The organism is Streptomyces sp. (genome assembly GCF_036566765.1).
In the GTDB taxonomy this organism is placed as follows: domain Bacteria; phylum Actinomycetota; class Actinomycetes; order Streptomycetales; family Streptomycetaceae; genus Streptomyces.
In genome coordinates, this window is record NZ_DATCVQ010000047.1 from 1 (window position 1) to 16,548 (window position 16,548).

Genomic DNA, 16,548 nt, shown 5'->3' on the forward strand with positions numbered 1-16,548 from the left:
GTCGTGCGGGCACAAAAGCTCCCTGGAGGCAGTGGGATGACCGTGGTGCAACGAGGAGCGGAGTGGATCGGTCACCCGGGGCTCCGCCTCCGGACGGGGCTCTGTCTCCGGACGGGCTCAGCCCCCGGGCGGGGCTCTGCCTCCGGACGGGCCGGGGGGCGGTGTCCAGACCGCTGTAGACGCCAAGCGGCATTGCCATACGGGGCGGGCTCGGGCATGCTCCCTGGAACGCCGCGGCATGGGGCAGCCAGCTCTGGGCAGGAGAGGAGTGTCGCCGTACCCTTGGGGGTATGGCTTGGGAAGATGATTCCCGGACACAGCTCCGAAGCCAACCGTTGTTCCGCTCGACTGCTTCCTCGTTTCCTTCTTCCAAGGACCTGATTCGCCGAGACACCGATGGCCGGTCACGAATTCCCCGAACCCGCGGACCGCAAGCGCGTCGCCGACTCCACGGTGGACCCCCTTGCGGTCGAACAGCCACGTCACGCCTGCGATCCGGCCTTCCGGCACGGAGTCGTCGTGGGCTTCGACGGCTCCACGTCCAGTGAGCGCGCCCTCGCGTACGCGATCGGCATGGCCCTCCGCTCCGGCTCCGGCCTGATCATCGTGCACGTCGCCAACCGGCTGCCCACCACGGTCTGGGCCGGCTGCGAGCCCCCCGTCTTCGTCGACGTGCCGGACCACCGCACCGAGGTGCTCGGCCTGGAGCTGGCCTGCGCGGACTACCTCAGCGAGGTCCCCTGGATCCTCGTCGAGCGCGGCGGTGACATCTGTCACGAGCTGGAGGAGGTCGGCCGGGAGTACTCCGCCGACGCCATCGTGGTCGGCTCCACGCAGGGGATCGTCGGGCGGATCTTCGGCTCGGTCGCCGGCCGCCTCGCGCGCCGCGCCCAGCGCCCGGTCATCGTCATCCCGTAGCGCTTCCAGCGCTACTTCCAGTAGCCCTTCCGCGGCACTCCCGTCCCACCGTCCCCACGGCTCCCGTTGGCGTGAACTGTCCGTCAACTCCCGCTGAACGGCGACAAATTCCGCCATCGTCAGGTGAATTGTGCGCTTGTGAAGGGTACATAAGCGTCACCGGATCCAAGCACCCCACGCAGCACGACTGCGCACCTGAAGGGAGCCCGCCGTGGACAAAGACGTCTCCGCGGGAAACAGCAGCTCCACCCTCGGCCAGCTCGCACTCGGACTGACACTCCTCGCCTTCGGCATCGGCAGCACCGGTGTGATCGACAACGTCGCGGCGTCCGATGCCGCGTCCCTCGCGACCTGGGTCGGCGGGGTCGCTCTCTTCCTCGTCGGCCTGCTCGCGCTGCGCGCCGGCGACAACGGTGAGGGCACGGCGTACGCGGCGCTCGGCGCCTTCTGGTTCACCTGGGGCACCGCGGTGGGCGGAGAGGCGTCCGCCGAGGCGACCGGCCTGTTCCTGCTGCTGTGGGCGCTGCTCGCGCTCACGCTGACCATGGCGGCCTCGGGCAGCGGGCTCTTCGGACAGGGCGTGTACGGGCTGTTGTTCGTCGCGCTGCTGCTGTCCGGCATCGCGGCCATGGCCGGAAACGGCGGGCTCGCCAAGGCGGGCGGCTGGGTCGCGGCGGTCGCCGGCCTCGCGGCCTGGTACGGCGCGACGGCGGCGGTGGCCAACTGGCCGATGTCCCTGGGGCGCGCCGCGGGCCGGGGAGTGACGGCCACCGGCTGACGCGGCCCCGAAGGGCCCGCCGCCCCTGGGCGGGGGTCGCGGGCCCATGAAGAAGCGGTCCCCGCGCACGGGTGGCGTGCGCGGGGACCGCTGTGTGTCCGGTCGGGCGTCCGGCTTCCGGGGACAGGCCGGAAGGCGCCGGGCGGGCTTTCCCGACCGTGGTCGAGCTCCGGGGGACAGGCCCGGAGGCGGCCCCGAGGGGCTGCTACTCGACCGTGACGGACTTGGCCAGGTTGCGCGGCTTGTCGATGTCGCGGCCCATGGCGAGCGCCGTGTGGTACGCGAAGAGCTGGAGCGGGATGCCCATCAGGATGGCGTCCAGCTCGTCCTCGTTCTTCGGCACGACGATGGTGTGGTCGGCCTTCGCCTGCTCCTGGTGCGCGACCGCGAGGATGCGGCCGCTGCGGGCCTTGATCTCCTCCAGGGCGGCGCGGTTCTTCTCCAGCAGGTCGTCGTCGGGGACGATCGCGACCGTCGGCAGGGCCGGCTCGATCAGGGCGAGCGGGCCGTGCTTCAGCTCCGAGGCCGGGTAGGCCTCTGCGTGGATGTAGGAGATCTCCTTGAGCTTGAGGGAGGCCTCCAGGGCGACCGGGTAGCCGCGCACGCGCCCGATGAACATCATCGACTGGGCGCCCGCGTACTCCTCGGCGATCTTCTTGATCTCGTCCTCGGACTCGAGGATCTCGCTGATCTGCTCGGGCAGTTTGCGCAGGCCCTCGATGATCCGCTTGCCGTCGGTGACGGACAGGTCGCGGATGCGGCCGAGGTGCAGGGCGAGCAGCGCGAAGGCGACCACCGTGTTGGTGAAGCACTTGGTGGAGACGACGCAGACCTCCGGGCCGGCGTGCACGTACACGCCGCCGTCGGCCTCGCGGGCGATCGCCGAGCCGACCACGTTCACCACGCCGAGGACGCGGGCGCCCTTGCGCTTGAGCTCCTGGACGGCGGCGAGCACGTCGTACGTCTCGCCCGACTGGGAGACCGCGATGTACAGGGTGTCGGGGTCCACGACCGGGTTGCGGTAGCGGAACTCGGAGGCCGGCTCGGCGTCCGCGGGGATGCGGGCCATGGACTCGATCAGACCGGCGCCGATGAGGCCGGCGTGGTACGAGGTGCCGCAGCCGAGGATCTTGATCCGGCGGATGGTGCGGGCCTCGCGCGGGTCGAGGTTCAGGCCGCCCAGGTGCACGGTGGAGAAGCGGTCGTCGATCCGGCCGCGCAGCACGCGGTCGACCGCGTCGGGCTGCTCGGAGATCTCCTTGTGCATGTACGTGTCGTGGCCGCCCATGTCGAAGGAGGCGGCCTCCCACTCCACAGTCTCCGGGGTGGCGGTGGTGGACGCGCCGGAGGTCGTGTACGTGCGGAAGTCGTCGGCCTTGAGGGTGGCCATCTCGCCGTCGTCGAGGGTGACGACCTGGCGGGTGTGCGCGATCAGGGCGGCGACGTCGGAGGCGACGAGCATCTCCTTCTCGCCGATGCCGAGGATCACCGGGGAGCCGTTGCGGGCGACCACGATGCGGTCGTTGAAGTCGGCGTGCATCACGGCGATGCCGTAGGTGCCCTCGATCGCCTTGACCGCCTCGCGGACCTTCTCCTCCAGGGTGTCGGCCTGGGAGCGGGCGATGAGGTGGGTGATGACCTCGGTGTCGGTCTCGGAGGCGAAGACGACGCCGTCCGCCTCGAGCTTGGCGCGCAGCTCCTGCGCGTTGTCGACGATGCCGTTGTGGACGACGGCGACCTTGTTCTCGGGGTCCAGGTGCGGGTGCGAGTTGACGTCGCTCGGCGCGCCGTGGGTGGCCCAGCGGGTGTGCGCGATGCCGGTGGTGCCGGTGAAGCGCTTGGGGAGCTTGGCCTCCAGGTCGCGGACCCGGCCCTTGGCCTTGACCATCTTCAGGCCTGCGGCCTTCGGGCTGGTGATGACCATGCCTGCCGAGTCGTAGCCCCGGTACTCCAGCCGCTGCAGGCCTTCCAGCAGCAGCGGAGCCACGTCGCGCTTACCGATGTAACCGACGATTCCGCACATATAGGTGAACCCCTCCTGGTCGTTGGCGTGCCCGCCCGGCTGCCTGTCAGCCGTAGACGATGCGGCGCAGCTGGCGGAGCGAGAGCTCCGGCGGCGCCACGGCGCGGTGCGGCAGTTCGGCCGCGATGCGCTCGAAGATCTCGGAGTTCACAGCCCCGCCGGACTGCAGTTCGCGGTGGCGGCGGCGGACGAACTCCTCGGTCGTCTCGTCGAAGTACGCCAGCACGTCGAGCACCACCCGGGCCGCCTCACCGCGCGGGAGCGCGGTGCTGCGGACCAGGTGGTCGATGAGGTCGTCGTGCGACGGGCGGCGTTCGAGCACCCGTGAATACTGGGCGAGTCGCGAGCGCTTTGCAAGAATCCTGCCCGATTTCGGGCAAGAGTGTTCATGATCACGCCCCTGGAGGGTGGAATTGGTCTACACCTTGACCCCTGCCGGGGTGGCTGGGGTGGGGTCAGTGGGCGTGGCCGTCCTCGTGGGCCGGCGATGTGGCGCCGGGCTTTGCCGAGGGGGACGTTTTCGGGGCGGGGTCGGCCGGGGCGGCGGGCGCGGTGGTGGCGTGGTGCTCGTCGGCGTCCGGTCGGGTGTCCGATTCGGCGCCCGGTTCGGCGGCGCCGCCGTGGCTGTGTCCGCCGGAGCCCTCGCCTTCCGTCTCCATGGATGCCGCGATCTGGCGCAGGCCGAGGAAGGCGAGGGCCGCGGTGATGAGCACGGCCGCGCCGAGAAGGCTGACGATGCGGCGGTTGGGCGTGTCGGAGTCCTTGATGACGTAGGCGATGAAGGAGACGACGAGGCCGCTGGGGACGAGGACGGCGCCGCGGGCGGGGAAGTCGCCGAAGTGCTGCAAGCCGCCGGAGAGCATGCCGATGCCGAAGGACAGCATCAGCGAGGCGCCGATCACGACCAGCATGCGCGGCAGGCCGGGGCGCTCGCGGGTGAGGAGGAACTCGTTGAGGACGGTGGCCGCGAGGAACACCGCGGCGCCGTAGAGGGCGATGACGGTGTAGCGGTCGGGGTCGAGGGGGTGGTGGACGACCGCGCCGCTGATCAGCCCGGCGCCGACGAAGTAGCCGACGTAGCCGAGATAGCGGGCGGCCAGCGGCCGCTTCCAGGCGCGACGGGCGTGGTCCTTGCGGCGGGCGGCCCGGCCGACGGGCGCCTGCGGCGGGTTGTTCGGGGTCTGGGTGTCGAGGATCTGGGTCACGTGCGAGTTCCTTCGTGGCGTGCGTGACTCGCCGCCCGGCGGCGTGTGCGGACACGCCGACGGCGGGGACGAGTGAGGGAGAGATCGGGGCGGAGGGGCCCGGATCTACACCTGCTGCACCACGCACAGGCCGGAACTTCGCGGCGGAGGAGGGCCGAAGAGGGCGGGAATGCGCCCGGCCCGGATCGCCGATCGGGCGTCGGGGGTCAGTTCTCCGTACGGGAGGAGCCGAGGGAGAGGCAGGTCTGCGCAGTGCTGCGGCTGGCCGGCGGCGCAGGCCTGTTCGGGGTGGGAGCCGTCGTGGCCGTCGGGCGCGAGGTCGCGGTGATCAGCGTGGTCCGCGTCGGGGGCGGAGTGCTCCGCGGCGGCCGCGCCGAGGGTGACGTGCGCGGAGGCGCTCTCGGCTCCGGCGGCGTGGGTGTAGAGGAAGCTCAGCAGCAGTGCGGCCAGCCACAGCAGCCGCAGCGCACCCGCCGAGGGGCGGTTACGTGTCGCGCTGCGTGCGGGGCGGGCCGTGACCATGGCGGCGACCCTATCGGGTGGCCTGCGCGCACGGTGTGGGCGTCCGGCCTGTGAGCACACGATGCGGCGGTCCGGCCGTTCTCGGCGGAGTGCCGGGCCCACGCTCCCCGCGCCGGGCGGCCCGCTTCGCCGTGAAATTGGTCTACACCTTGACGCCCGCTGAGGCGCGCGGTACGCATGGTCGCTGTTCGGTTACGCATGCCCACAGTCGCAAAAGCCCGTCGAAAGGGACTGCCTGTGAGACAGCACAGAACGTTTCCGCGCGTGCTCGGCGCCTTGCTGCTCGTCGCGGCGGCCGGGATCTCGTCCATCGGGGCCGCTTCCAAGGCCCCCACGACTCGGCCGCTCGGGCAGGTCGTGCCTGCGCCCGCCTCCGTCAGCCCGGGGGGCTCCCCGTACACCCTCACCGCCACCACCCGGATTCGCGTCGACCAGGGCGCCGCCGACGCGGTGGCCGTCGGGGCCTATCTCGCCGGGATTCTCCGGCCCTCCACCGGGTACCCGCTGCCGGTCACCGATGACGACGGGCGCGGCGGGATCCTGTTGCGGCTCAGTGCGGGCGAGACCGCGCTCGGGGACGAGGGGTACCGGCTGCAGTCCGGGCGGGGTGGCATCACCCTCACCGCCCGTACGTCCACCGGGCTCTTCCACGCCGTTCAGACGCTGCGCCAGCAGCTGCCGGCCTCCGTCGAGCGGCGGACCGTGCAGCCGGGGCCGTGGACCGTCGCCGGCGGCACCATCACCGACACGCCCCGGTACGCCTGGCGGGGCGCGATGCTCGACGTCTCCCGGCACTTCTTCACCGTCGACCAGGTCAAGCGGTACGTCGACCAGCTCGCCCTCTACAAGATCAACAAGCTCCATCTGCACCTGAGCGACGACCAGGGCTGGCGGATCGCCATCGACTCCTGGCCCCGGCTCGCCGCCTACGGCGGCTCCACCCAGGTCGGCGGCGGCCCCGGCGGGTACTACACCAAGGACGACTACAAGGAGATCGTGCGCCACGCGGCCTCCCGCCATCTGGAGGTCGTCCCCGAGATCGACATGCCCGGCCACACCAACGCCGCCCTCGCCTCGTACGCCGAGCTGAACTGCGACGGCATCGCCCCGCCGCTCTACACCGGCACCAACGTCGGCTTCAGCTCGCTGTGCGCGCCCAAGGAGGTCACGTACGACTTCGTGGACGACGTCATCCGCGAACTCGCCGAGCTCACCCCCGGCCGGTACCTCCACATCGGCGGCGACGAGGCGCACTCCACCAGCCACGCGGACTACGTCGCCTTCATGAACCGGGTCCAGCCGCTCGTCGCGAAGTACGGCAAGACCGTCGTCGGCTGGCACCAGCTCACCGGCGCCACGCCGGCGGCCGGGGCGCTCGCCCAGTACTGGGGGCTCGACGGCACCAGCGCGACCGAGAAGGAGCAGGTCGCGGCCGCCGCCCGGGCCGGCACCGGACTGATCCTCTCGCCCGCCGACCGGGTCTACCTCGACATGAAGTACGACAAGAACACCAAGCTCGGCCTGGCCTGGGCCGGCTACGTCGAGGTCCAGCGGTCCTACGACTGGGACCCGGGCGCGTACCTGCCGGGCGCGCCCGCGGCAGCGGTCCGGGGCGTCGAGGCGCCGCTCTGGACCGAGACCATCTCCGAGACCGCGCACATCGACCAGATGGCGTTCCCGCGCCTGCCAGGCGTGGCGGAGCTGGGCTGGTCCCCGGCCGCGACGCACGACTGGCCGTCGTACCGGCTGCGCCTGGCGGCGCAGGGCCCCCGGTTCACCGCGCTGGGCATCGACTACTACCGCTCCCCGCAGGTCCCGTGGGAGACCGAGCGGTAGCCGCGGGAACGAACGATCACCGCCCCTCCCGCGCGCCACGGGCGCGGGAGGGGCGGCTTCGCGGTGTCCGGGGCCAGGGCAGGGATTCGATGGCGCGCACGATCAGGGTCCGCGCTTCGGCTCCGTACCGGGGTGCGGCCGGACCAGCACCGGCACGGGGACGGTGAGCGCCCGGCCGATGTCCCCGTCCCGCGCCGGGCCGACGGCCGGATCATCGGCCGGGGCGGCCTGCCGCCGGGTGCGCCGTGAGCGCGCGGCGGCGGCAGGACGTATATGTCCTCGTCGGCCTCGGGGTCACCACACACCTAAGGAGCAGCATGAACGTTGTCGGAACCATCAGCAACGGGCGCAGCACCAAGGCGTACCGGAACGTGAACGCACCCGGCCTGGACTGGCGCAAGTCCAGCCGAACGGACCTCGACCCGATCCTCAAGGACTGCGTGATCGTGGCCGAAGCGCCCGACGCCCAGGACCACCCGCACGCCGGCATCCCGGACGGCACCCGCATGGTCGCCCTCTCCGATGACAAGGACCCGGCAGCCCCGGTCCTGTACTTCAGCCGGGCGGAGTTCACGAAGTTCCTCGACGGAGCCGCGGCCGGCGAGTTCGACCACCTTCGCGCCACGGAGGCGGAGATGGAGCAAGCCGGCGTCACCGCGGTCGCATGAACGCGACCCAGGTCGGCAAGGCGTTCGCGCACGTGCAGCAGTGGGTCAACCGGACTCCGTGCCGTGAATGCCGAGGCGCCAACACCGTCGCAGTCGTCTACGAGAGCGCTGTGATCGCGTCGTGCGAGGACTGCGGCGGAGCTACCCGGAAGGGTCGGCTCGCCGCCGATCCGCCCTAGCCGACAGCGCGGGCCCGGCGGAGGACCGTAACTCCGCCGGGCCCGCGCCGGTCTATCGGGCGAACCGTGCGATCGGGTTCACCAGTTCACCGACGAGCTGGAGCGCGCCCGACGGGTCCGCCAGGTCCACCATCTGCTTGTTGTTGCGCAGCTGGAGGCGGTTGAGGGCGGAGAGCGCGAAGGTCTCCGCGAACAGGTCGTACTGCGCGAACTTGTCCGCCAGTTCCGGCGCCGACTCCTGGTAGCCCCTCACGCAGGCCGCGACCGTCGCCCAGAAGCCTTCCTCGTCCAGGACGCCCTCCGCCGCCAGCGTCGCCGCCAGGAAGCGGAAGAAGCAGTCGAAGACGTCGGTGAAGACCGACAGGAGCTTCATGTCCTCCGGGACCTCGGCGCGGATGCGCTCCACGGCCGGCGGCAGGACCGCGGCCGGGTCCATCACGCAGATCTCCTCGGCGATGTCCTTGAAGATCGCCCGGACCACCGCGCCGCTCTCGTCGAGGACCAGGATCACGTTCTCGCCGTGCGGCATGTACACCAGGTCGTACGCGTAGAAGCTGTGCAGCAGCGGCAGCAGGTACGCGTCCAGGTAGCGGGCCAGCCACTCGCGCGGCGGCAGGCCGGACTGCCGGATCAGCGCGGCCGCGAGGGACGCGCCCTCATGGTCGACGTGCAGCAGCGAGGCCATGGTGGCCAGGCGCTCGCCCTGCTCCAGGGAGGCCACCGGGCTCTCCCGCCACAGCGCCGCCAGCATCTTGCGGTACGGGGAGTAGCGGTCGGTGGCAGCCTCGTACTCCAGGTGCCGGTAGCCGATCGCCGCGCGCTCGCGGATGATCGAGAACCGGGCCGCCTTCAGGACGGAGTCCGCCTCGATCAGACCGGCCAGCCAGTCGTTGATCGCCGGGGTGGCCTCCATGTACGCGGCCGAGAGGCCCCGCATGAAGCCCATGTTGAGGACCGACAGCGCCGTCTTGACGTAGTGCTTCGCCGGGTCGGAGCTGTTGAAGAAGGTGCGGATCGACTGCTGGGCCAGGTAGCCGTCGTCGCCCTCGCCCAGGTAGACCAGCCGCTCCTGCGCGACCTCGGCGGCGAAGGTGACGGACAGCTTGTTCCACCACTGCCAGGGGTGCGCCGGCATCAGCAGGTAGTCGGCCAGGTCCAGGCCGCGCTCGGCGAGGGCGGCGGCGAAGCCGTCCACCGCCTTGTCGCCGAGCTCGGCGCGGATGAAGGCCTCGTACTCGATGCCCGCGCCGGCCGTGAACGTGGTGCGGTCGCGGCGGGCGGCCAGCCAGATCAGGTGGATCGGGGAGGCGGCCTCGGGGGCGTACGCGCGGTACTCGTCCACGCCGAAGCCGAGCCGGCCGTTGTTGGCGACGAAGCAGGGGTGGCCCTCGGTCATCCCGGTCTCGATCGCCTGGAAGTCGGCGCGGGCCAGTTCGGCGGCGGTGACCCGGGGCTTGGTCGCCTTGTACGCCGTACCGGCCAGGGTGGAGGAGATCTCCTCCAGGTAGACCGGCAGGATCTCGTCGCTCAGGCCCAGCGCGCCGCGCAGCTCGGTGATGAACTGCAGGGCGTCCAGGGGGAGTTGTTCGCCGCTCCGGTGGCGGGTGATCGACGCGGGGTCGATCTGCCAGTGGTCGAGGGCGTAGCGGTCGGCGGTGAAGCGGTACTCGGTAAGGCCGTCGTCGGCGAGGACGCGGTACGCGCCTCCCCCGAGGTCCTCCGGGGTGAGCAGCCGCTCGTGGGCGAACTCGGCGAGGCCCTTGCGGATCAGGGCCCGATTGGCGTCGGCCCAGCGCTGGGGGGTGAGGTGTGCGACGGGGTTCATATCGCGGCTCCGACTGCGGCGTCGAACTGGGCGCGGGTGCAGAAGCTCAGCAGCGCCTGCTTCTCCGGCTTCTGGATCTCCCGCTCGGGCACGAAGCCGACGGCCGCGTTGAGCGCGTGCACCGCCTTGTTGCGGACGTCGGGCTCGACGACCACGCGGGCGGTCGCCGGGTCGGCGAACAGTTCGCGCATCACGGCGGTGATGACCAGGCGAGTGAAGCCGTGCACCGGGGTGTCCGCGGGCGCGACCAGGAAGTGCATGCCGACGTCGCCGGCCTCCGGCTCGTACAGGCCCACCAGCTCGGCCTTCGCCGGGTCGTACCGCTCCATGAGGAAGGCCGGCTCGCCGTCGACCAGGCCGATGAAGGCGTCGTGGTGCGGGTTGGCGGCGATCGCCATGTACTCGCGCTCGACGTCCTGGAGTTTCGCGTCCTGCATCATCCAGAAGGCCGCCTTGGGGTGGGTGACCCAGGGGTGGATCAGCTCGGCGTCCTTGAGAGGATCGAGGGGGCGGATGGTCACGGTCATACGGCAAACTCCTGGAACGCGATGGTCTTCTCGACGGGGTAGTACTCGCGGCCCAGCAGCTCCCGGACGATGTACGCGTTGCGGTACGCGCCCATGCCCAGGTCGGGCGAGGTGATGGAGTGCGTGTGGACGCCGGCGTTCTGGAGGAAGACGCCGCGGCCCGTCGTGTCGATCGAGTAGTTGCGGGCCACGTCGAAGCGGCCCTGGCCGTCCCAGCGGAGGCGGTCCGTGACCGGCTCCAGGAAGGCGGGGACGGAGTACTTGTAGCCGGTGGCGAGGATCAGACCCTCGGTCTCCACCGTGAAGTCCTTCTCCTGCTCCTCCTGGTGGAAGCCCAGCGTGTAGCTGCCGCCGGCGTCGTCGTACGCGGCGGAGTGCAGCGCCGAGTTGGTGAGCAGGCGGGTGCGGATCGGGCCGGCCAGGTTCTTCTGGTAGAGCAGATCGAAGACGGCGTTGATCAGCTCGCCGTCGATGCCCTTGAACAGGCCCTTCTGCTGGGTCTCCAGGCGGTAGCGGGTCTGCTCGGGGAGGGCGTGGAAATAGTCCACGTACTCCGGGGAGGTCATCTCCAGGGTGAGCTTGGTGTATTCGAGGGGGAAGAAGCGCGGGGAGCGGGTCACCCAGTTGAGCTGGTAGCCGTGGACGTCGATCTCCGAGAGGAGGTCGTAGTAGATCTCGGCGGCGCTCTGGCCGCTGCCGACGAGGGTGATCGACTTCTTCTTCTGCAGCTCCTCCTTGTTCGGGAGGTAGCGCGAGTTGTGGATCAGGTCGCCGCCGAGGCCCCGGCAGGAGTCCGGGACGTAGGGCGGGGTGCCGGTGCCGAGGACCAGTCGGCGGGCCCGGAACGTCTCTCCGGACTCGGTGGCCACCACGTACAGCTCGGCGTCCGTGTCGTACGACACGCTCGTCACGGTCGTCGAGAAGCGGATGCTGCTCAGCTTGCCGGCGGCCCAGCGGCAGTAGTCGTTGTACTCGGTGCGCAGCGGATAGAAGTTCTCGCGGATGTAGAACGAGTAGAGCCGGCCGCGCTCCTTCAGGTAGTTGAGGAAGGAGTACGGGGACGTCGGGTCGGCGAGCGTGACCAGGTCCGACAGGAACGGCGTCTGGAGGTGGGCGCCTTCGAGGAACATCCCCGAGTGCCACTCGAAGTCCGGCTTGGACTCCAGGAAGAGGCCGTTCAGTTCGTCGATCGGCTCGGTGAGGCAGGCCAGGCCGAGGTTGAAGGGGCCGAGCCCGATGCCGATGAAATCAAGAGGCTGCGTGGACAAGGGTCTCTCCCAGGTACTGCTCGGCGTGGCCGGCGATCAGATCGAGAACGGCGGCGATGTCGGACACCGTCGTCTCGGGGTTGAGCAGGGTGAACTTCAGGTACTGGCGGCCGTCGACCTTCGTCCCGGCGACCACGGCCTCGCCGGAGGCGAACAGGGCCTTGCGGGCGTAGAGGTTGGCGCGGTCGATCTCGGCGGGGGAGGTGACGGCCTCGGGGATGTAGCGGTAGACGAGGGTGGACAGCTGCGGCTCGACGACCACGTCGTAGCGGGGGTCGGCGGCGAGCAGGCCGAAGCCGGCCCCGGCGAGGTCGCAGACCTCGTCGAAGAGCTCGCCGACGCCGTCGGCGCCCATCACGCGCAGCGTCATCCACAGTTTGAGCGCGTCGAAGCGGCGGGTGGTCTGGAGCGACTTGTCCACCTGGTTGGGGATCTGTTCGGCGACCGTGCGCCGCGGGTTCAGGTAGTCCGCGTGGTACGTGGCGTGCCGCAGCGTCGATCCGTCGCGGACCAGGAGGGCGGAGGAACTCACGGGCTGGAAGAAGGACTTGTGGTAGTCCACGGTGACCGAGTCGGCCAGCTCGATGCCGTCCAGGAGGTGGCGGCGGGTGCGCGAGGCGAGCAGTCCGCAGCCGTACGCCGCGTCGACGTGCATCCAGGCGCCGTACTCGGCGGCCAGGGCGGCGATCTCGGGCAGCGGGTCGATGGAGCCGAAGTCGGTGGTGCCGGCGGTGGCGACGATCGCCATCGGGATCAGGCCCTCGGCGCGGCAGGCCTCCAGCTCGGCGGCGAGGACCACCGACTGCAGGCGCTTTCGGCGGTCGACCGGGATCGGGATGACCGCCTCGCGGCCGAGGCCGAGCAGCTGGGCGGACTTCTGGACGCTGAAGTGGCTGCACTCGGAGGAGAAGATGCGGAGCCTGGAGAGGTCCGCGGGTCCGTCCCAGTCTCCTGCCGTAGCTTCCTCGCGGGCCAGGAGCAGCGCCTGGAGGTTGGACTGGGTGCCGCCGCTCGTGAACACGCCGTCGGCGGACGGGCCGAGGCCGATCCGGCCGGCGGTCCAGTCGATCAGCTTGCGCTCGATGAGAGTGGCGCCGGCGCTCTGGTCCCAGGTGTCGAGGCTGGAGTTGACCGCGGAGAGCACCGCCTCGCCGACCACGGCCGGGATGACGACCGGGCAGTTGAGGTGGCCCAGGTAGCGCGGGTGGTGGAAGTAGACGGCGTCGCGGAGGTAGACGTCCTGCAGTTCGTCGAGGGCGGCGGAGGAGTCGCCGAGCGGGCGGTCGAGGTCGACCGCGGCCACGACGGGGGCCAGCTCCTGGGGCGTGATGCCGGTGAACGGCCGTCGCGTGGCGGCGAGTCGATCCGCCACCCGCTCCACTCCTTCGGTGACGGAGCGACGGTAGCGGTCCGCCGTCGCGTCGTTGAGCAGGTGCGAGCGCATGGGGATGGGTCCTCCGGACAAGGCGAGGGGCGAGGGGGGTTGGTGTGAAGTTAGGTTAGCCTAACCTAACTTCACCTCGCAACGACCCCTCGCCCCTCGGGCCCGGCACTTGACCGGTCGGCTGCGTCTAGGAAGTGCTCACGCCTCGTCCTGGGTCTCGTCGGGGACCTCGCGCAGGGCGTCCTCGGACAGGCCCTTGCGCCAGTACCCGACGAAGGTGACCCGACGGCGGTCGAGCCCGCGCTCGCCCACGAAATGGCGGCGCAGCGCCTTCACGGCGCCCGACTCGCCGGCGATCCACACATACGGGGATTCGCCGGGCAGTTCGGCCGCGCGCACCGCGTCGAGGGCGGTCGGCGCACCCTCCTCCCGTACGAGCCAGGTGACCGTGGCGTCGGCCTGGGTCGCGAGCTCCATCCGGTCGCCGGAGTACGGCACTTCGAGGAACACCCGGGCGCGGGTCTCGGCCGGCAGCCACTCCAGGATCGCGGACGCGGCCGGCAGCGCCGTCTCGTCCGCCCAGATCAGCACGGAGTCGGCGTCCTCGGGGAACTGGAAGCGCACCCCGGTGTTCTGCACGACTGCGGGGCCGAGCACGACCACCCGGTCGCCGGGCTTCGCGCTGTGCGCCCAGCGGCAGGCGGGGCCGCCGTCCTCGTGGATCGCGAAGTCGATGTCGACCTCGGGCGTCGGCTCGGTGCGCTGCTCGCGGACGGTGTACGAGCGCATCACCGCCCGCTCGTCGTCCGGCATCGCGCGCCAGGCGCCCAGGATCGCGTACATGTCCGGGTCGTCCAGCGGCGGCAGGACGGGGGCGTCCTGGCCGGGGTGCGGCAGGAAGAGGGAGAGCGACTGGTCGCGTCCTCCCGAGGCGAAGTTCTTCAGGCCCTCTCCTCCTGGGCCTTCGGCCTGGGAGGCGCCCCCGGTGAAGGTGACGCGGACCAGGGACGGGCCGAGCCGCCGCGTCCGGTCGACCTGGAGGGAGAAGAACTGGAACGGGGCGGTCTCGGCGTTCGTCATGGGGTCAGGCCACCTTCTTCGCGTTCTCCAGCGCCTTGGCCAGGTCCTCCAGGAGCGGGGCGCACTTGGCGTACGAGTAGATCGGCTCGGTCACCCGCGGGATGACCTGGCCGGCCTTGACGGCGGGCAGCGCGGCCCAGGTCGGCTTGGCCTTCAGGGCCTCCGGCTGCAGGGCCGAGGTGCGGTTGTCGAGCATGATGACGTCGGCCGGGTACTTGTCGACGTTCTCCCAGCTCAGGCCCTCGAACCAGCCGCCCTGGTCCAGCTTGGTCGGGACGACCAGGGTGACGCCGAGCTCCTTGAAGTACAGCGTGTCGGTCGGCCGGACCGGGGTGGAGACGTAGAAGAGGTCGGGCGAGGCGGAGCCGATCAGGACCTTGATGTCCTTCTTGCCCTTGGCGGCCTGCCGGACGCGCTCGGCGGCGGCCTCGAAGCGGACCTTGTCGTCCTGGATCTTCTTGGTCTTGACGTCCGCGCCGAGCGAGGCGGCGAGGTCGGCGTGGCGCTGGAGCACGGCCGGCATGGACTTGTCGGCGGCCCACAGGGCGACGGACGGGGCGACCTTGAGGATCTTGTCCTTCTGCTCGGCCGGGACGTACCAGAGGTCGTTCTTCTCCCACATGTCCGTGATCAGGACCTCGGGGTTGAGCTTGAGGTACTCCTCGATCTTGAACTCGCCCCAGACGTTGCCGATGACCTTGACCTTCTTGACGTCGAGGTCGCCGGCCTGGACGTCCGGGGTCTCGGCGCCGGTCTTCGGGTCCTTCACCGTGGTCGGGCCGAAGACGCCCACGACCTCGACGCCGAAGTCCTTCAGCGCGGCGGCGGTGCCGGTGAAGGCGACGATGTTCTTCGGGACGGACTTCGTCTTCACGACCTGGCCGCGGTCGTCCTTGAACTCCCAGGAGCCGGACTTCTCGGACTTCGCGGCGGAGCCGGACTGCTTCTCGGTGCCGCAGGCGGCCAGTGCGGCGCCGAGCCCGAGGGCGCTGCCCGCGGCGAGGAGGCCGCGACGGGTGAGTTGGGTGGCTCGGGCGTTGCTGGACATGGCGAAGTCGCTTTCGTACGTGCCGGGGTCGGCCTGGGCAAGTCGAGGGTAGGTTAGCCTAACCTCAGTTGTTCTTGTCCAGGGGGGCGGCCCTTCGAGGCGCCCGGCGGCGCACGACGGTGGGGGCGGAGCGCTGCGAACCACGGGGGTTGAATGAACGCAGCGCTCCGCCCCACCTTGCGGGGCGCACAGGCCGTGGCGCGCCCACAGTGACAATGTGCCGGAAGGGGCTCGAGATTCGCTGGGGTCTCGCTGGCCGACGCCGCTTCGGGCGCCCCTCCCGTCGGCTGCCGCTGACGGCTCGTCGGGCCCGCGCTCCAGCCTCCTTCGAGGACGGTTCTCTAGCTTCGCCATCCAAAGATGGCGAAGGGAGACCGTCGTGGGGCGTTCCAGGAAGTGGTTGCGGCGGTTGTGGCGCGACGCGGAGGTGGGGCTCGCCGCGCTGGGACAGGGATTCGGCCTCTTCACGGTCCCCGAGTGCTACGGCTTCGTGCCGGTGTACGGCTTCGGGCCGGACCAGCGCGCCCTGGGGCCGCACCCCGGGCATCCCGAACGGCTGGTCGACGCGCCGCTCACCGGGTTGACCGCCCAGGAGCGGGAGCTCTGGGCGCAGTTGGAGGATGTGTGGGAGGGTGCGGACCCCGATCTCAGGACGATGCGATCACGACCGCCGAAGCCACGTCCGCGTCATGAGTGAGCGACAGATGCCATGAGGTGATGCCGAGCCCGGCCGCCGCGGCGGCGACGCTGCCCCGCACGTGCAGGGCCGGGCGGCCGCCGGGGCCGGTACGCACCTCGACGTCGTGCCAGCGCAGCCCGCCCGGCGCGCCGAGGCACTTGGCCACCGCTTCCTTGGCGGCGAACCGCGCCGCCAGGGAGGCCGCACCACGCCGGACACCGGACGGGAGGGTGAGCTCCGTGGGAGTGAAGAGCCGGTCGGCGAGGCCGGGGTTGCTCTCCAGGGCGGCCCCGAACCGGGTGATGGCGGCCACGTCGATCCCGACCCCGGCGATGGGCGGCGGCGGGGCGGCGGACGGCTGTGACAAGGCGGCGGCCGGCTGCGGCGCGGCGGACCGCTGTGGGGCGGCGGACGGCTGTGGCAGGGCCCGTCCCAGCCGCCGGCCGAGCCCCGCCAGGAGCGCTCCGAGCCCGCCGATGCCTCCGAAGACGCCGGTTCGCGTGGTGTCGTCGCTTCGCATGCGGTGCAGGCTGGCAGCCCCGACTCGACGACGACTCGAACGCGAGGCCTCAGGCCCCGGCCTCGGTCTTGGCGCCGGGTCCGCCGGG

At 71.0% G+C, this 16,548-nt stretch carries 17 protein-coding genes; 6 read left to right on the forward strand and 11 right to left on the reverse strand.

Features of this window, described 5'->3' with window-relative positions:
* Positions 1-396: 396 nt before the first annotated feature.
* A complete protein-coding gene (locus VIU94_RS02245) occupies positions 397-918 on the forward strand; it encodes a universal stress protein (RefSeq protein ID WP_331906918.1) in 522 nt (173 codons plus the stop codon).
* A 211-nt stretch (positions 919-1,129) separates the two neighbouring features.
* On the forward strand, positions 1,130-1,696 hold the full coding sequence (locus VIU94_RS02250) for a GPR1/FUN34/YaaH family transporter (RefSeq protein ID WP_331906920.1): 567 nt from the start codon (positions 1,130-1,132) through the stop codon (positions 1,694-1,696).
* 205 nt (positions 1,697-1,901) lie between these two features.
* Here VIU94_RS02250 and glmS read toward each other — a convergent pair whose 3' ends face one another.
* The 4 genes from glmS to VIU94_RS02270 all read right to left on the reverse strand — a co-directional run bounded on the left by glmS (position 1,902) and on the right by VIU94_RS02270 (position 5,446).
* Positions 1,902-3,719, reverse strand: coding sequence for a glutamine--fructose-6-phosphate transaminase (isomerizing) (gene glmS / locus VIU94_RS02255; protein WP_331906922.1), 1,818 nt, complete (start codon positions 3,717-3,719; stop codon positions 1,902-1,904).
* A 46-nt stretch (positions 3,720-3,765) separates the two neighbouring features.
* Positions 3,766-4,041 (reverse strand): hypothetical protein, encoded by a 276-nt coding sequence (locus tag VIU94_RS02260; protein WP_331906924.1) that lies wholly within the window; start codon positions 4,039-4,041, stop codon positions 3,766-3,768.
* A gap of 133 nt (positions 4,042-4,174) precedes the next feature.
* A complete protein-coding gene (locus tag VIU94_RS02265; RefSeq protein WP_331906926.1) occupies positions 4,175-4,924 on the reverse strand; it encodes a hypothetical protein in 750 nt (249 codons plus the stop codon).
* Positions 4,925-5,029: 105 nt separating this feature from the next.
* A complete protein-coding gene (locus tag VIU94_RS02270) occupies positions 5,030-5,446 on the reverse strand; it encodes a hypothetical protein (protein WP_331906928.1) in 417 nt (138 codons plus the stop codon).
* A gap of 237 nt (positions 5,447-5,683) precedes the next feature.
* On the opposite strand from VIU94_RS02270, the gene VIU94_RS02275 reads away from it, so the two are divergent.
* The 3 genes from VIU94_RS02275 (at position 5,684) to VIU94_RS02285 (ending at position 8,129) form a co-directional block, all read left to right on the forward strand.
* Positions 5,684-7,282: a beta-N-acetylhexosaminidase gene (locus tag VIU94_RS02275; RefSeq protein WP_331906930.1), complete on the forward strand. Its 1,599-nt coding sequence runs from the start codon at positions 5,684-5,686 to the stop codon at positions 7,280-7,282.
* A 317-nt stretch (positions 7,283-7,599) separates the two neighbouring features.
* Positions 7,600-7,950 (forward strand): DUF397 domain-containing protein, encoded by a 351-nt coding sequence (locus tag VIU94_RS02280; protein WP_331906932.1) that lies wholly within the window; start codon positions 7,600-7,602, stop codon positions 7,948-7,950.
* On the forward strand, positions 7,947-8,129 hold the full coding sequence (locus tag VIU94_RS02285) for a hypothetical protein (RefSeq protein WP_331906934.1): 183 nt from the start codon (positions 7,947-7,949) through the stop codon (positions 8,127-8,129). Before VIU94_RS02280 ends, VIU94_RS02285 begins: the two co-directional genes overlap by 4 nt.
* A gap of 52 nt (positions 8,130-8,181) precedes the next feature.
* Here VIU94_RS02285 and VIU94_RS02290 read toward each other — a convergent pair whose 3' ends face one another.
* The 6 genes from VIU94_RS02290 to VIU94_RS02315 form a co-directional block, all read right to left on the reverse strand.
* Positions 8,182-9,954, reverse strand: coding sequence for an IucA/IucC family protein (locus tag VIU94_RS02290; RefSeq protein ID WP_331906936.1), 1,773 nt, complete (start codon positions 9,952-9,954; stop codon positions 8,182-8,184).
* Positions 9,951-10,481, reverse strand: coding sequence for a GNAT family N-acetyltransferase (locus tag VIU94_RS02295; protein WP_331906938.1), 531 nt, complete (start codon positions 10,479-10,481; stop codon positions 9,951-9,953). Before VIU94_RS02295 ends, VIU94_RS02290 begins: the two co-directional genes overlap by 4 nt.
* Positions 10,478-11,749 (reverse strand): lysine N(6)-hydroxylase/L-ornithine N(5)-oxygenase family protein, encoded by a 1,272-nt coding sequence (locus VIU94_RS02300; RefSeq protein WP_331906940.1) that lies wholly within the window; start codon positions 11,747-11,749, stop codon positions 10,478-10,480. The genes VIU94_RS02295 and VIU94_RS02300 overlap by 4 nt, the downstream gene beginning before the upstream one ends.
* On the reverse strand, positions 11,730-13,193 hold the full coding sequence (locus tag VIU94_RS02305) for a pyridoxal phosphate-dependent decarboxylase family protein (protein ID WP_331906942.1): 1,464 nt from the start codon (positions 13,191-13,193) through the stop codon (positions 11,730-11,732). The genes VIU94_RS02300 and VIU94_RS02305 overlap by 20 nt, the downstream gene beginning before the upstream one ends.
* Positions 13,194-13,331: 138 nt before the next feature.
* Positions 13,332-14,213, reverse strand: coding sequence for a siderophore-interacting protein (locus VIU94_RS02310; RefSeq protein WP_331906944.1), 882 nt, complete (start codon positions 14,211-14,213; stop codon positions 13,332-13,334).
* 4 nt (positions 14,214-14,217) lie between these two features.
* On the reverse strand, positions 14,218-15,261 hold the full coding sequence (locus VIU94_RS02315; RefSeq protein ID WP_331906946.1) for an ABC transporter substrate-binding protein: 1,044 nt from the start codon (positions 15,259-15,261) through the stop codon (positions 14,218-14,220).
* Between the two features lie 379 nt (positions 15,262-15,640).
* On the opposite strand from VIU94_RS02315, the gene VIU94_RS02320 reads away from it, so the two are divergent.
* Positions 15,641-15,958, forward strand: a complete 318-nt coding sequence (locus tag VIU94_RS02320) for a DUF6059 family protein (RefSeq protein WP_331906948.1) — start codon at positions 15,641-15,643, stop codon at positions 15,956-15,958.
* Here VIU94_RS02320 and VIU94_RS02325 read toward each other — a convergent pair.
* Positions 15,909-16,274, reverse strand: coding sequence for a holo-ACP synthase (locus VIU94_RS02325; protein WP_331906950.1), 366 nt, complete (start codon positions 16,272-16,274; stop codon positions 15,909-15,911). The two genes, VIU94_RS02320 and VIU94_RS02325, sit on opposite strands and share 50 nt — an antisense overlap.
* Between the last annotated feature and the right edge of the window lie 274 nt (positions 16,275-16,548).